This window comes from Tenacibaculum lutimaris, assembly GCF_003610735.1.
GTDB classification, from domain to species: domain Bacteria; phylum Bacteroidota; class Bacteroidia; order Flavobacteriales; family Flavobacteriaceae; genus Polaribacter; species Polaribacter lutimaris.
Genome location: NZ_RAQM01000010.1, coordinates 95,954 through 111,079 on the forward strand (window position 1 = coordinate 95,954; position 15,126 = coordinate 111,079).

General features: G+C 30.1%; 13 protein-coding genes. 6 read left to right on the forward strand and 7 right to left on the reverse strand.

From position 1 onward, the window contains the following. Positions 1–8: 8 nt before the first annotated feature. Together C8N26_RS10725 and C8N26_RS10730 are read left to right on the forward strand one after the other, a co-directional pair. Positions 9–581, forward strand: a complete 573-nt coding sequence (locus C8N26_RS10725) for a Crp/Fnr family transcriptional regulator (RefSeq protein ID WP_120187287.1) — start codon at positions 9–11, stop codon at positions 579–581. Positions 582–756: 175 nt separating this feature from the next. Continuing rightward, positions 757–1,344 carry a Crp/Fnr family transcriptional regulator gene (locus C8N26_RS10730; RefSeq protein ID WP_120187288.1) on the forward strand — a complete coding sequence of 196 codons (588 nt, stop codon included), beginning with the start codon at positions 757–759 and terminating at the stop codon, positions 1,342–1,344. Positions 1,345–1,513: 169 nt separating this feature from the next. Here the strand turns inward: C8N26_RS10730 and C8N26_RS10735 are convergent, their stop codons facing one another. The 5 genes from C8N26_RS10735 to C8N26_RS10755 are packed head-to-tail and all read right to left on the reverse strand — an operon-like array spanning position 1,514 to position 7,081. Beyond that, a complete protein-coding gene (locus C8N26_RS10735; RefSeq protein ID WP_120187289.1) occupies positions 1,514–3,019 on the reverse strand; it encodes a lipopolysaccharide biosynthesis protein in 1,506 nt (501 codons plus the stop codon). Between the two features lie 4 nt (positions 3,020–3,023). Continuing rightward, a complete protein-coding gene (wecB, locus tag C8N26_RS10740; protein WP_120187290.1) occupies positions 3,024–4,106 on the reverse strand; it encodes a non-hydrolyzing UDP-N-acetylglucosamine 2-epimerase in 1,083 nt (360 codons plus the stop codon). After that, positions 4,103–5,383 (reverse strand): glycosyltransferase family 4 protein, encoded by a 1,281-nt coding sequence (locus C8N26_RS10745; RefSeq protein WP_170141647.1) that lies wholly within the window; start codon positions 5,381–5,383, stop codon positions 4,103–4,105. The genes wecB and C8N26_RS10745 overlap by 4 nt, the downstream gene beginning before the upstream one ends. 1 nt (position 5,384) lies before the next feature. Next, entirely contained in the window at positions 5,385–6,557 is a 1,173-nt protein-coding gene (locus C8N26_RS10750; protein WP_120187292.1) for a glycosyltransferase family 4 protein, read from the reverse strand. Continuing rightward, positions 6,554–7,081 (reverse strand): methyltransferase domain-containing protein, encoded by a 528-nt coding sequence (locus C8N26_RS10755; RefSeq protein ID WP_120187293.1) that lies wholly within the window; start codon positions 7,079–7,081, stop codon positions 6,554–6,556. Before C8N26_RS10755 ends, C8N26_RS10750 begins: the two co-directional genes overlap by 4 nt. A gap of 309 nt (positions 7,082–7,390) precedes the next feature. On the opposite strand from C8N26_RS10755, the gene C8N26_RS10760 reads away from it, so the two are divergent. Next, positions 7,391–9,079 (forward strand): helix-turn-helix domain-containing protein, encoded by a 1,689-nt coding sequence (locus tag C8N26_RS10760; RefSeq protein WP_120187294.1) that lies wholly within the window; start codon positions 7,391–7,393, stop codon positions 9,077–9,079. On the opposite strand, the gene C8N26_RS10765 is transcribed toward C8N26_RS10760, so the two are convergent. Together C8N26_RS10765 and C8N26_RS10770 are read right to left on the reverse strand one after the other, a co-directional pair. Then, positions 9,080–11,482 carry a YfhO family protein gene (locus tag C8N26_RS10765; protein WP_120187295.1) on the reverse strand — a complete coding sequence of 801 codons (2,403 nt, stop codon included), beginning with the start codon at positions 11,480–11,482 and terminating at the stop codon, positions 9,080–9,082. A gap of 1 nt (position 11,483) precedes the next feature. After that, on the reverse strand, positions 11,484–11,765 hold the full coding sequence (locus C8N26_RS10770) for a DUF4834 family protein (protein ID WP_051435914.1): 282 nt from the start codon (positions 11,763–11,765) through the stop codon (positions 11,484–11,486). Between the two features lie 140 nt (positions 11,766–11,905). Here C8N26_RS10770 and C8N26_RS10775 point away from each other — a divergent pair, with 140 nt between their 5' ends. From C8N26_RS10775 to C8N26_RS10785, 3 genes are read left to right on the forward strand one after another with little or no spacing between them, the layout of a single operon-like run. Continuing rightward, positions 11,906–13,249 carry a transporter gene (locus tag C8N26_RS10775; RefSeq protein WP_245962557.1) on the forward strand — a complete coding sequence of 448 codons (1,344 nt, stop codon included), beginning with the start codon at positions 11,906–11,908 and terminating at the stop codon, positions 13,247–13,249. 18 nt (positions 13,250–13,267) lie between these two features. Beyond that, positions 13,268–14,386, forward strand: a complete 1,119-nt coding sequence (locus C8N26_RS10780) for a GTP cyclohydrolase (protein ID WP_120187296.1) — start codon at positions 13,268–13,270, stop codon at positions 14,384–14,386. After that, positions 14,386–15,096, forward strand: coding sequence for a 16S rRNA (uracil(1498)-N(3))-methyltransferase (locus tag C8N26_RS10785; RefSeq protein ID WP_120187297.1), 711 nt, complete (start codon positions 14,386–14,388; stop codon positions 15,094–15,096). The genes C8N26_RS10780 and C8N26_RS10785 overlap by 1 nt, the downstream gene beginning before the upstream one ends. Positions 15,097–15,126: the final 30 nt, after the last annotated feature.

Here is a 15,126-nt window from a genome sequence, read left to right on the forward strand (position 1 = left end):
ATCTTTGTATGGACTTTTTTAAAGAATTTGCTCTTAGTTTCCATCCTTTATCAGAAGATGGATTGGAGAGAATTTTTAGTCTTTTAACAATAAAAAAATTCCCAAAAAACTTCGAACTAGTTTCTTTGCACCAAACACCTGTAAATGCTTACATTTTAAAAACTGGTGTTATACGCGCTTATAGTATCGACGAAAAAAACAAAGAACATACTAGAACTATTTACACTCCTATTAGTACTTCTGGTAATTTAGGAGCCCTTATAAAAAACGAACCATCTACATTAATTTACGAATGCTTAACTGATTGTGAGGTACTAGAATGTAACTATAAAGATTTTTATAATTTATCTTTAAATCACCATGAAATATCAATTTTTCATTACAAAATTTTACAAAGTGTTTATATCAGAGAAGTAGATAGAATTTTAGAATTACAAATGTTAGATGCATCTCAGAGATACAAAAAACTTCAGGAAAATTACCCTGGTATAGACAACTTAATTAATCAATACCATATTGCTTCTTACTTGAATATCACTCCTGTACAGTTGAGTAGAATAAGAAAAAATTTCATTTATTAACATATGTTAATGGTTATAACTTAAAACCGCTATAAATTTGTAGTGTAATTAACAAGTTACTACCCCTTAAAATATCCAGACCTAATTCCCCTTAAAGTTAGGTCTGTTTTTCACGTACTTACTTTATTTTTTTAGTATATTAGTTTTTCTGTTATCAGCATCCAACTTGTTAATTATGAATGATGATATTAAAAACTTTCTTAATTCTTATATAAAACTACCAGATAGTCTAATTTCTACTTTTGAAACACTGGTTACGTTCACTGAACTTGAACCTAATGAAATCTTCACAAAGGTAGGTGAATATCCTACAGACTTCTATATTGTTAAAACAGGAATTATGCGTTCGTTTTTATTAAATGACAATGGAACTGAAACAACTCGTGCCTTTTTTACTTCTGGAGATATAACTGGTGCCAATTCAGCTATGATGCAAGAAATACCGTCTGATGTTAACTACCAATCTTTAACCAAAGTAACCGGGTATAAAGGTAGTTTCCATGAATTAATAAAACTTACTTTAAAGCATCATGAATTTAGTTTATTCTATATCAAAACATTAGAAAGTGCTTATGTAAAGGCTGAAGATATACTTTTAAAAATTTCTAGTCTTACTGCAACAGAGCGTTATTTAGCTTTAAAGAAAAGAATTCCGAATATAGATGAATTGATTACACAAAAATATATAGCATCGTATTTAAACATTTCTCCTGTTCAACTTAGTAGAATTAAGAAAAAACTTAGTGTTAATAAACTTTCTTAACAAATGTTAACAATCATGTTGTTATTTTTTTCTATATTTGACCCAGAGACAAATTCCCCCTTATTATTTGTTTCATTCCCCCTTAATAAAAGGCTTACCTCTTGTGTGTGTAAGTCTTTTTTTCTTTTATAATAATTTTGGTTTAAAGTGTATTATAAAAAATCAAAAACTACTTCACATACCTTTTAACAAGGTTATTGATTTGTTCTGAAATAGACATTTTAACAACTATAGCCACATAAACAGCTATAATAATTATACTTTTTAACAGAATGTTTACTATTGGATGAATAGGAAAGTCCAAAACATAAAACTCAGAAACTGAAAAGTTCCAGAAGTTAAATCCTAAAAACATAATTAAGATAATTACAATCATTAAAAATGTTTTATTTGTAAATGGTGTCATATTAAACTTTTCTTTAACAAACCACAGTTTATAAATATTAAATACTACAACTGTTATTAAAGTTGCTAAAGCCAATCCTTCTGTTCCCATACCTAAACTATTGTAAAAATAATCGTTTAAAAAATACACTGATAACGCCATTCCCACTCCTACTGGTAACGTAATACGGTAAAACTTAGAATTACTAATGATGGCTCCGTTACTTCCTAAAGACATTAAAAATAGCTTAGCTGATGATATTAACAACACCACTAAAGCACCTCCATCTGCATAATTTTTATTAGGCATTAACCTAAACAACTCTTCAACATTGCAGTTCACTAACACATAGAATAAACCACCTATCAATAAAAGATTAATCGAACTTTTCTTATATAAATTTTCTGTTTCTATAGAGTTATTTTCATTAAGTGCCTTAGAGGTCAAAGGCTGTAATATTTGTCCCATTGCCCTACTTGGAGCTTCAATAAAAGAACCAATAAAAACTGCTACCGTATAATAAGCGGCTTTTTCAAAACCTTCTTTACCAGGAATCATTACTTTGTCTATATCTAAAATAATTGCCCCTGCACTTCCTGCTAAAATGATATAAAATGTATAGCGTAATACTTCTTTAATATTATCAGGTAACGAAAAAGAAAACTTTGGTGTATATAAACGAAATGCATAAATCATCATTAAAAAAGTTCTTAAAATATATGCTATCGACATATAAATTAGAAATTCTTCTTTTGTGATAAATTGAAAAAACACTGCAATCAACATTACCATTACAGCTACTCTGTTATATAACTCCTTTAAAACATTTCCAAAAACCGATTGCATTTGTACTCTAGCCCATGAATAAAACACTTCAAAATAAGCTGTACAAACCGCTATTATGTATATATAAATTGTGTAGTTTTCAATAACTAAATTTTCTTTTGAATTGCTTTTAGCAACATAATGCATTATCCAATTATGAAAGTAATCCCAAAAATATCCTATAGGAATAGCAATCAAAAGCGGTAGAAAAATTACAGAACTTAAAAACTTATCTTGTTCATTTTTTGAGGTATACGCTGAAAAAAACTTGATAATCGTAAAATGGACACCAAAAGCTGTAATTGGCATAATTAAGTTAGATGCCGAAAATACGTAGGTTGCTAATCCATAATATTCATCACCTAAAAAACGTGTGTATAAAACCAAGGTATTAATACCTCCAATTAAAAAACCTAAATAGATTATTAACGTGTTTTTGAACGATTGTTTAAATACAATTCCCAAAGTATTATTGAATTAGTTTTTTTATTGATTGATATATTTTTTCTCCTACATTATTTCCATACAATTCTTCTTCAAAACTTTTATTTAAAGTTAAAAACTGATTGAAATCTTTCACCAAAACCTTAGTATTAGTACCTGAAATAGTTGCATATCCATTTTCTTCAAGCTCTTTCCATTCGGTTTCTTCACGAGCTATTACACAAAACTTTTTATTAAAGAAAGCCTCTTTTTGCAATCCACCACTATCTGTAATTACCATACTACAATTTTTCAATAATTCTAACATTGAAAAATATCCCACAGGATCAATAAACTTGATGTTCGGTTGTAATTGATACTTCTCCAACATTTTTTTTGTTCTAGGATGTAAAGGAAGTATAACTTGTTTTGTTTTGTGAATTTCTTCTAAAGCTGAAAAAACATTAGCTAATTTTTCTTTGTCATCTGTATTCTCTTGTCGATGAATTGTCGCTAGTACGAATTCGTTTTTAACTAAATTCAAATCATTTATTATGGTAGATTTTTCTTCGGAAACCTTGCTGTAAAATTCTACAGCGTCTTTCATTATATCACCATGTCTTTCTACAAGAGTTTTAAACCCATTAAAACCTTCATTTTTTAAATTTGATACAGCTATTTCTGTCGGACAACTTAATAAATCTGCTATTCTATCTGTTAAAATTCGATTTACCTCTTCTGGCATTTGCATGTTAAAAGAACGTAATCCTGCTTCAATATGCACAACTTTAACATCAAGTTTTTTAGCTGCTAAAGCCCCAGCTAATGTAGAGTTTGTATCACCATACACAACTACTGCTTCTGGTTTTTCATCAAGTAAAATCTCTTCGATTTTTTCTAACATTTGACCAGTCATCGCTCCGTGATTCAATCCATTAATGTTAAGATTGTATTTCGGTTTCGGAATTTGCATTTCTTCAAAAAAAACAGCGCTCATATTAGCATCAAAATGTTGCCCTGTATGCACTATTATTTCTTCAATTTCATTATGCTTTTTAATTACTCTACTTAACACAGCTCCTTTAACAAACTGCGGACGAGCACCTAATATAGTTACTATTTTTTTCAAGAATTAACGACTTGTTTAAGTATAATAGACAATTGTTCTGTTAATTTTTTTCGATGATATTGTGTTATATCCTTAGAAGCTACTTGCAGATCACCTTTTTTATAATCAGCATACAACTGCATAATTTCTTTCTTCATTTTAGCTTTATCATCAAAATCAACTATGGTTCCTGCATTAGTTTTAGTTAAAATTTCAGCTAAATCTCCGTCTTCAGGACCAACTGCTAAGATAGGACGTTTTGCTTGTAAATATTCAAAAATTTTACCTGTTATAATTCCTTTAGCACTTGGCACTTTATTTACCGCCAATAATAAAACTTGTGATGCTTTTTGATGTTCTTGCACTTCACTATGAGGTACGTAGGCTATTCTTGTAATATTTTTAAACTGATATTTAGCTAACTCCTCCTCTACCTCATTTGCTATGTTACCTATTAATTTTATTTCTAAATCTTCTGAAAACTCAGCGTTTTCTTGACTCAATTCTGATAATGTTTCCCAAACTATTTTTGGATTCCTATCAGCATTCATCAAACCTATATGCGTAATTGAAAATTTCTCATCAAGCTTCACTTCTATTTCTTTTTGCTCTTCGGAATCATAACCATTTGTGATAACGTGAATATTGTTTGAAAATTTTTCGTAATTTTTTTTCATGGTTTCACCTACTACTAAAGTGACATCAGCATTAATAAGCACCTCTTGCTCTAATTGATGATGCTTAGCTCTCGATCTTTGCGTTAATGGTAATTGATGGAAATAATCTATATCTGTCCATGGATCTCTAAAATCTGCAATCCATTTTACTCCTAACTCTCTTTTAAGTTGTAACCCTATGAGATGTAAACTATGAGGAGGTCCAGTCGTAATTATTGCTTCAATTTTATTTTCTTGCAGGTACTTTTTAAGCTTTTTAACCGAAGGTTGTATCCAAAACTTACGAGCATCAGGAATAAAATAATTAGCTCGAACATACTGCATTATCCTCCCTGCAAAACTCGGGTTTGGATCTAAAAACCCTGCACTGGTTTTAGCTCCTTTTTTCTTAAAAATTGAAAATAGATTATTAGGCTCCCATATTGGATTTTTAACCACTTCTATTCCTTCAGGTATATCTTTCTCTAAAGAAACATCAGTAATTGGGTAGTTTGCCTCATCTACTGTAAAAATTACAGGTTCAATATTAAAATCTCGTAAGTATTTTACAAACTTTAACCAACGTTGCACTCCAGATCCTCCTGCAGGTGCCCAATAATATGTTATAATTAATACTTTCAAGTTAAAAGCTATTGTATAGATTCACCAATTCTTTAGAAGTTTTATTCCATGTAAATTCACTTCGAATAAAAGCTCCTCCGTTTTTTCCTAATTCTTTTCTCAGCAGCTCATCTTTGTATAACCTCAATACTTTATCGGTAAAATCTTCTACGTTTTTTGCTTCATGAACCAATCCTGCATTTACTTTTTCTACTATATTTTTTTGCGCTGTTGCATCACTTACTAATAAAGGTTTTCTCAAACTCATATATTGAAATAATTTATTAGCATGTGTCGTATCGTGATGTAAATTTCTATGTAAAGGTGATAAACAAACATCACTATGCTTTATATACTTAGGAAATGTAGTTTCTTCCTGCCATCCTTCAAAACTTACTTGTTTTTCAACTTTTAATTCTTCGGATAGTTTTTTTAATTCGGCATTAACACTTCCTACAATTACTAATTGAATATTTTCTATTTCTTTTTTTAACGTTGGTAAACTTTTAATTGCCGTTGCTAAACCTCTTCTTTCACCTGTATCTCCTATGTATAATAGCTTAAAAGTATCTTTTTCAGTTCTTTCATCTAAACCCTCGTCCTCTTCAAAAAAAGATTTTCTAACTGTATTAGGAACTACAACAACTTTATCAGAATTTATGCTAGTCCTTTTACACACTTCTTCTTTTGCTTCTTCAGTAACAACAATTACGTTATCTACATTTTTCACAAACTCTTCTTCTTTCTGTTGCCATTTTTTGGGAGATATCAACACACTTTGCGGGAACTTTTTTAAATGAGGGTAAAACTTCATGATCTGAGGTCTGTTCTCATGCAAATCTAACACTACAGGAAGTTCCTTTTTTTTACAAGCATTCAAAACTGCTTCTGCAACAACCATATCGTGTATGTGAATCACTTCAATAGAAAATTTCTCAAGAAAATGAACTATCTTTTTCTTCATTAAAGTAGAATATAATGGAATTGTATACGCCAAAGCCGATAGTTTATATTCTAAAGTATTTGATTTATACCTTTTAACTTGAATTCCGTCTATTACTTCTTCTGAAGATTGATTTGAGTAAGTTAGACTAAACAAAAAAACCTCGTGCCCTGATTTAATTAATTCGATTGCTTCATTATGCACTCTTGGATCAGGAGGAAATGTTTTGTCTAAAATCATTCCTATTCTCATTTCAAAGTCTTTTTTTCAGCAAAAACAGCGTAATACCTTGGGGTATATTTTCTTAAAATAGGTCTCACTCCTAATTTATTAATCGGACTTGTCCATTTTTGTGTATCTACTATATTCCAACCAGATTTTTCTAACAACCAATCGTATTGCCAATCTTCAAACTCGTGGTAATGCCTATCCCACATATCTGTTTTACTTCTATAAGCACTCGTAAACCACAACTTTAAAGGAACGGTAGTAATAATCTTTGTTGCTTCTATTTCTCTTAATACATTAAAAGGAGCTAACAAATGTTCAAAAATTTCAAAAGCTGTTACTGCATCAACTTTATGCTCTTTCACTATATGAGGCAACACATCTAAATCTTCTCCATTAGTATTGTAAACCGTATATCCGTTTTCTTCCATTATTTCAGAAAAAGGGTTACGAACTCCTAAATCTAATATCGTTGCTGGAGCAGGAAGATGTTTTTGTAAAAACTCAAGCGTATGGTCGTATCTCTTTTTTGGTAGTTTAGAATACATAAAATTTATTTTAAAACAAATGTATTATTATTTTACCATTCTAAGTAATAGAAGTAAAAATACGTTTTGAGAGGTATTAAAAACATAAAAGCGAAGGCAAATCCCTCGCTTTTAACTTTTTAATTTTCCATAGCAATCCGTACATTTATTACATGTACTTTTTACTTACTGCAAACATATTGTTGTTTTAGATATGAAAAAAACACTATATACCCTATTTTATAAAAAGCACGACTAAAAAATGTTATATTTGGTTTTCTAACCTATGCTTTTTATAGAAAGTATGTGTTTTTATTGATTTTACACAAAATGACCAGATTTTTAATTACTATACTTATTACCTTTTCTTTTTCTACGAAAATTACTTCTCAAGTTAAAAATTTAGATTCATTTTACCTTGATAAAATCAATTATTATAAAAACATAAATAATGATAGTTTATTTTTTTATTGTAAAAAATTAGAACAATCTGACAACATCTGCAAAAGTCTTGAAGGTTCTACTGGTAAGTCTTATGGGTTTTACCGAAAAAAAGACTACGATAAAGCTGAAAGCATATCACTCAAGGTTATTAAACAAGTTGATTCTATATTAAAGCACAAAGATCTAACCTGTCTTTTGGATAGAAAAATAGCTGCTTTAAATAGGCTTTTCTGGATTAAAAAAAATCAAGAAAAATATCAGGAAGCTTTTGCTATTCTGATACAAAAAGAAGATTTAATAGTAAACCACCCTGTTAAAGATGATGTCAACTTTAGGAATTTACTCGGCTTGACTCTTAGTAAAGCTGTTATTAAAAATAAACTTGATATGCAGGGCAAAGCCAAAAGTATTTTGCTTCAATCATTATCAGAAGCTAAAAATCCTATTTTAAAAAACATACAAAAAGATGAATTTTTTCTTCACTGGAAAGCTAACTCTTATAATTGTCTTGGCAACACCTATGTTTCCCTAAATAATCAACACCCGAATAAAGCTTTTCTAGACTCTGCTAATTACTATTATGACAAAGCTTATGAAGTGGCTAAAATGTTTGATCCGCCGCATAAAGATTCTGAAATTATTTACAATTTCAGAAAAACCGAGGTGTTAATGAAACAAAACAAATATCAAAAAGCAATAGACCTTATTAATAATTATAAAAACATTAACAACGGTTACAACTACCTTCATAGAGAATATTTTCAAAAGGCTATTTGTTTCCATAACTTGAACAATTCTGACTCAGCTGTTTATTACTCTAACAAACTTTTAAAAAATCATAAAAACTGTGAAACAAGTAAGTTAATCACTGTTTATGACATTCTTTCAAAGGAATACAACAACTTAAATAAATTAGACAGTGCCTTTAAATACTCAGCATTAACTTTAGAACAATTTAATTTAGCTAGAAATAATAAAGACAAGACTTTTAACTTATTTTACAGCAACAACTTCAACAAAGCTCAACTACTTAATCAGGAAATCAAAGAAAAAGAAGCTAGTAAACAAAAAAAACTCACCATTTCATTTGTTGCTCTATTAATAACTTTCTTCATTATTACTTTTTATCTATTGAAAAAAGAAAAAGAAAAAAAGAAAGAGCTTATTTTAATGATAAACAATGACAAGCCTGTAGAAACAGAAAAAAAGGAATATAATATTGATGAAGAACTAGAAAATAAGATTTTAAATGAATTTACAAATGCTAAAAAAAATCTAGACTTTTTAAAACCTGATTTTTCTATTAACTATATTGCTGACAAATTAGAAACCAACAATACGTATGTTTCTTTTGTTTTCAACAAACACCACGACGAGTCGTTTAAGCAATACTGTACTAAACTTAAGATTAATTATGTGGTAGAAAAACTAAAGAGCGATAAAACCTTTAGAAAGTATTCTATTCAAGCTATTGCCGATGAAATAGGCTATACCAATGCTTCTGCTTTTACAAGAGCTTTTAAAAAGCATATTGGTGTAACACCTTCTGCATTTTTAAAAACTCTTGACGATTAATTAAAGCTTTTTTCTTTTACCAGACACCACAAACCAACCTATAGGCACAAGGATTAGCAATCCATAACAGAATAACGATAATAAACTTCCTGTTTTAATAACTCTTGGTTCATATTTAAATATAATAGTGTGTTTTCCTGTAGGGATTTCCATACCTCTTAACACATAGTTTACTCTGTAATACGGAACGTTTTCACCATCAATATAAGCATTCCAACCATCTTTGTAATATATTTCAGAAAACACTGCAAACTGCTCAGAACTTGTATTTGTCTCATATACTAATTCTGTAAGATCTTTCTTCACTAAATTGATAGTAGCTGTAGTATCTTTCTGATACGCATCTTCTCCGTTAAAATCAAACTCCTTTGTATTGATTACAGCTTCCTCTTTTGTTTTCAAACTATCTAAGGCAATAATTTCCTCATTAGCTGAAGCTACTTTCTCTAATGAGTTTACAAACCATGCACTTCCATTTACTTCTGGGTTTTCTTGAAATTGCTCATCACTAATAATAAAATACTTGGTATTCAACATATTCAACACCTCCATATTGTTTCTTGCTATCTGATAATCAAACAATTCTTGATAACGCTTCATTTTGGCTGCATGGTACCCTCCTATTGAATTGTGGAAATATGAAGTTCTTCCATCCTGTAACGGACTTCCTCCAAAATTCGCTACACGATAATCACTTTTATCTTTTAATATTTCAATATCCGCTTTAGTCTCGGTAAATGGTTTTTCTACTCTTCTTGCTGAAGTAAAATCCTCTTTATTTACATAATTCATATCTACCGACACCAAATCAAATAAAATTAAACCTCCTAAAGCTAACACTACAGGCACCTGCTTAAGTTTTCCTTTTAAATAAAACCATAGCATTCCTGCAACAGCTAAAACAAGCAAAAGCGAACGTAAGCTATCGTTGAACAACATTGACTTTCTATCAGCTATTATAGCGTCAATCAACTCTGGAAGTTGTTGATAATTCGCATCACGTAATCCTTCAAAAGCAAATAAACTTGATCCGAATAATAGGAATAATAACGAGATTCCTCCTACTATATAGAATGCTTTTTTAACTGCTTTTTCTTTTTCTTCGGAAGAATTCTCTGACGAGAAAAATTCTTTTAATGCTAAAATTCCCAACAACGGCACACACAGTTCTGCTATTACTTGAATTGATGAAACTGCTCTAAACTTGTTGTATAACGGAACATAATCAATAAAAAAGTTTGTGACTGCCGGAAAATTCTTTCCCCAACTCAAAACTATTGAAAATACTGTGGCTGCTACCAACCAATATTTTAAACGTCCCTTTACTAAGAAAACTCCTAAGAAAAACAAGAAGAATACTATTGCTCCTATATACGCAGGAGCTTCAACAATCGGTTGCTTCCCCCAATAGGTTAATGCTTGACTTGAATAATCTTTCGCTACACTCTTACCTGCATTCTGCTCTAAAACTTGATAAAAATTAGAATCTTCTCCTAACCCTTCAACTGTTCCTCCTCCGGTAAAACGAGGTATTATTAAATTGAATGTTTCTGCAATTCCATAGCTATATTCAGTAATATATTCTTTATCTAATCCTGAAGATTTTTCTTTTGGACTTCCGTCAGGATTGATAGTCAATTCTGATTTACCTCTCGTACTATAATCAGCATATTCTTTCATTGCCATCAACCTAGTTGAATTCGCTCCGATACCAATTAACATAGCCGCAACTAAAATTGCTGATTGCTTGAAAAATACTGATAATGTTCTCGATTTGAAGGCTTCAATAAATTCAACAACAGCTAAAATTAACAAACAAAACCCTAAATAATACGTCATTTGTGGGTGGTTCGAATATATTTCTAAAGCCATGGCTAAAGCTGTAAGTACAAACCCGAGTAAGTATCGTTTTCTAAAAATATAAATAACTCCTGCAATTACCATTGGCATGTATCCGATAGCATGTGCCTTTGCATTATGCCCTGCTCCAAAAATAATAATCAAGTAGGTTGAAAAACCAAAGGACAAGCTACCTAAAACAGCTAACTTCCAATCTACTTTTAAAGCAGTTAACAGTATGAAAAAACTTAAAAAATATAAGAAAAGATAATCGGCAGGTCGTGGTAAAAAACGAATTACTTTATCAATATAACGCACAAAATCATTCGGGTAATAAGCACTTACTTGATATGCAGGCATTCCGCTAAAAGCATTATCTAACCAGTATGGTTCTTCTCCTTTTTCTACTCTGTATTCATTAACACTTTTCGACATTCCTATAAACTGAGTAATGTCGCTTTGTTTTATTTGCTTTCCGCTTAAAACAGGGTTAAAATACAACACCGATGCTATTGCAAAAACAATAATTGCAATTGCAAACGGTAAAATCTTCTTTAAGTTCATGTTAGTCTATTTCTTCATAGTCAACGTATTCGCCAACCGAATTATTACTTTGTTTTGTAGTATTTGGTTTTTTATCAATAACAGTTTTTCCAACTTCAACATCAGATGCTTTTTGTTGATTTCTATACTGTTGTTCTGCTTTCTTTTGTACTTTATCTACTGCTTTTTTTATCAGGTAAGGAGCAAATAATCTCGCCAAAAACTTAATAGCGTAATAAACTAACAGAATAATTAATATGGTCTTTAAAAAATTCACAGGTCCAGCTTCATTTATATATGTCATCTTTTTCTAAAAAATAAAAAAATCAACCAAAAATAACAATTTGAAGCAAAAGGAAGCGTTAAGACTTTACAAAACTTATATTATATAGGTAATTGTATTTTTACGTATGTTTGTAAAACCTGAAAATCTGGACTTATTATATGATTAAGAAACTCCTTTTGTTTTTTGTATTTTTCTCAGTATTAACTGCAAATGCGCAATATACACCTGTTATAAATTCAAATAGACCAGGTTTTTCTGAGAGTCCTTATAGTGTTGGTTCGGGTGTATATCAGTTTGAATCGAGCATTTTTTACAGAAAAATTAATGCTACACCAACATTTAGTAATCCAGAAGCCTTAGGATTAAATCTATTTTTCAGAACAAGTTTTATTTCTGAAAAACTAGAAGTTAACTTAAATACATCTTTACAAAAAGACAAAATAGCTTTTAAAAACATCTTTGAATCGTCATATAACAAAACAGGCCTAAGTCATTTTAGTATTGGTGCTAAATACCTTATTTACGCTCCAAAATATGATGATAAAAGTAAAGAAATTAGAAGTTGGAAAGCTCGTCATTCTTTTGATTGGAAACGTTGGATACCTCATATCGGTATTTCAGCTGGATTAAATATTGGAGACTTTTTAACTGATTACCATAAAAGAGATGGTTTTAGCCCAAGAGTAGGACTTTTATTACAAAATGAGTTTTCAGATAAACTAAACGTTATTACCAATCTTCATTACGATTATATTGGAACCGACTTTTCACAGCTTTCTTATATTGTAACAGGAACTTATAATTTTAATGACTACTGGTCTGGTTTCGCTGAAATACAAGGAATTTTTGAAGAGTATGAAAAGAAGACTAATATTGGTGCTGGTGCTGCATATTTATTTAGCGAAAACTTACAATTTAATGCATCGTTAAGAGCCAACATGAAACAAGACGAGATTGGTCTTTACACTTCGTTAGGGGTTTCTTATAGACTTAACAGGCACCAAGATAAATTTGTTGAAATTGATGAATTTGGAAATAAAATTGAAGAAGAAAAACAAGTTAAGTACGATGAAGATAGAAACTTCTTTGGCCGTATGTTCAGCAAAGTGGGGAAATTATTCTCTAAAAAACGAGAGCAAAAAGTTGATTTAGACATTTCTAAAAATACTGACGACGACGTATTGAATCAAAAACCAAGAAGAGAACGCCAAGGATCTTTAGTAGATGTTATTGCTAAAGAAGATAAAAAACTAAAGAAGAAAACTGCTAAAGAAGAAAAGAAGGCAGCTAAAAAAGCACAAAAGAAAGCTGAAAAGGAAGCAAAACGAAAAGAAAAGGAACGTTTAAAACTAGAAAAACAAATTAAAAAAGAGCAAGAAAAAGAAGCTAAGGAAAAAGAGAAAGAACGTTTAAAGCTAGAAAAAGAAATTAAGAAACTAGAAGAAGAGATTAAAAAAGAAGAACAAAAAGAGAAAGAAGATCAAGAAAAAGATGACAATTAAAAATCTTACATTTGACCTATGATTCAAATTAAAGAAATAACAACTAAAAAGGAAATGAAACAATTTGTTAAGTTTCCTTTTTCTCTTTATAAAGACAATAAGTATTGGGTTCCTCCTATCATTAATGATGAAATTGAAAGTTTTGACAAGGATAAAAACCCTGTTTTTGAGCATGCGAAAGCTCGTTTTTTCTTAGCTTATAAAAACAATGAAATTGTTGGCCGAATTGTGGCAATCATCAATACTTATGAAACTACACATCAAAACATAAAGAAAATGCGTTTTGGTTGGTTTGATGTAATCGATGATATCGAAGTAACTAAAGCTTTGTTAGATAAAGTTGCTGAAATAGGTAAAGAAAACGAGTTAGAATACATCGAAGGACCTGTTGGTTTTAACAACTTAGACAAAACTGGTGTTCTTGTTGAAGGTTTTGATCATATAGGCACTATGATTACTTGGTATAATCATCCTTACTACGCTAAGCATCTAGAACTATTAGGATTTAAAAAAGAAAAAGAATACATAGAAAGTAACTTTTCTTTTAGTAATGTTGATATAAAAAAATATGGAAAGGCGAGTAATATAATTCAAAAAAGGTATAACTTAACTCCTTTGAATTTTACTTCAACAGATAAAATTATGCCTTATGTTGATGAAATGTTTGAGTTGTTTAGTAAAACATACTCAAAGCTATCAACATACGTACCTATATCGGATGCTCAAATAGATTATTTTAAAAAGAAGTACATAAGTTTTATCAATCCTGAATACATAAAATTTGTCGTTGATGAAAACCATAAGCTTGTTGCTTTTGCTATTGTTATGCCTTCTTTTTCCAAAGCTTTACAAAAAGCAAACGGAAAACTATTTCCTTTTGGTCTTTTTCATCTATTAAACGCTAGAAAAAATTCAAAAGACGTTACCTTTTATTTAATTGGTGTAGATCCTGAATACCAAAACAAAGGAGTAACTGCCGTTATTTTTGAGCAATTTCACGCTGCATTTTTAGCTAAAGGTATTGAAAACTGTATTAGAACTCCTGAATTAGAGGACAACCATGCTATTCATCAAATTTGGAAAGCTTTTGATCCTAAAATTCACAAACGTAGAAGAACCTATAAACTCGATTTATAATGCAACTATTTTACAATCCTGATTTAGGACCTACTTCAAAAGAAATTACTTTTGACAAAGACGAAAGTCGTCATATCATTAGAGTTTTACGTAAAAAAGAAGGAGATGTATTACATATTACTAATGGAAAAGGTTTTTTATTTTCTGCGGAAATTATATTGGGGAATGATAAAAAATGTATTGCCTCAATTATAAAATCAGAAGAAAAACCACGAACCCGTGATTATTATTTACACGTAGCCATAGCTCCAACAAAAAACAACGATCGTTTTGAGTGGTTTTTAGAAAAAGCTACCGAAATAGGTATTGATGAAATCACACCAATTATCTGTGAAAACTCAGAAAGAAAAGTTGTAAAAACAGAACGATTTTTAAGAATTGTACAAGCTGCTATGAAACAGTCTTTACAATTCACTTTACCAAAACTTAATGAACCTATAAAATTTTCTGATTTTATTGATCAAGACTTTTCCGGTGAAACGTTTATTGCTCATTGTGAAGAAAATATTGAAAAAAAAGTTTTAAAAAATATCGCTACACCTAACGATTCTTACACTATTCTTATTGGCCCTGAAGGAGATTTTTCATCAAAAGAAATTCAACAGTCCTTGACTAAAAATTTTACTCCCATTTCGTTAGGAGAAAATAGACTAAGAACAGAAACAGCTGGTCTAAACGTAGTTCAAAGTATTGCATACCTACATCAATAATTCATTTTTTGTATATTTAACTTTTTGTTA

Bases quoted from the DNA above. Each gene is read 5' to 3' on its own strand.
- C8N26_RS10785 (WP_120187297.1), top strand. From the start codon at position 14,386: ATGCAACTATTTTACAATCCTGATTTAGGACCTACTTCAAAAGAAATT.
- C8N26_RS10750 (WP_120187292.1), bottom strand. From the start codon at position 6,557: ATGAGAATAGGAATGATTTTAGACAAAACATTTCCTCCTGATCCAAGA.
- C8N26_RS10775 (WP_245962557.1), top strand. From the start codon at position 11,906: ATGATTAAGAAACTCCTTTTGTTTTTTGTATTTTTCTCAGTATTAACT.
- C8N26_RS10770 (WP_051435914.1), bottom strand. From the start codon at position 11,765: ATGACATATATAAATGAAGCTGGACCTGTGAATTTTTTAAAGACCATA.
- C8N26_RS10780 (WP_120187296.1), top strand. From the start codon at position 13,268: ATGATTCAAATTAAAGAAATAACAACTAAAAAGGAAATGAAACAATTT.
- C8N26_RS10765 (WP_120187295.1), bottom strand. From the start codon at position 11,482: ATGAACTTAAAGAAGATTTTACCGTTTGCAATTGCAATTATTGTTTTT.
- C8N26_RS10730 (WP_120187288.1), top strand. From the start codon at position 757: ATGAATGATGATATTAAAAACTTTCTTAATTCTTATATAAAACTACCA.
- C8N26_RS10725 (WP_120187287.1), top strand. From the start codon at position 9: ATGGACTTTTTTAAAGAATTTGCTCTTAGTTTCCATCCTTTATCAGAA.
- C8N26_RS10755 (WP_120187293.1), bottom strand. From the start codon at position 7,081: ATGTATTCTAAACTACCAAAAAAGAGATACGACCATACGCTTGAGTTT.
- C8N26_RS10760 (WP_120187294.1), top strand. From the start codon at position 7,391: ATGACCAGATTTTTAATTACTATACTTATTACCTTTTCTTTTTCTACG.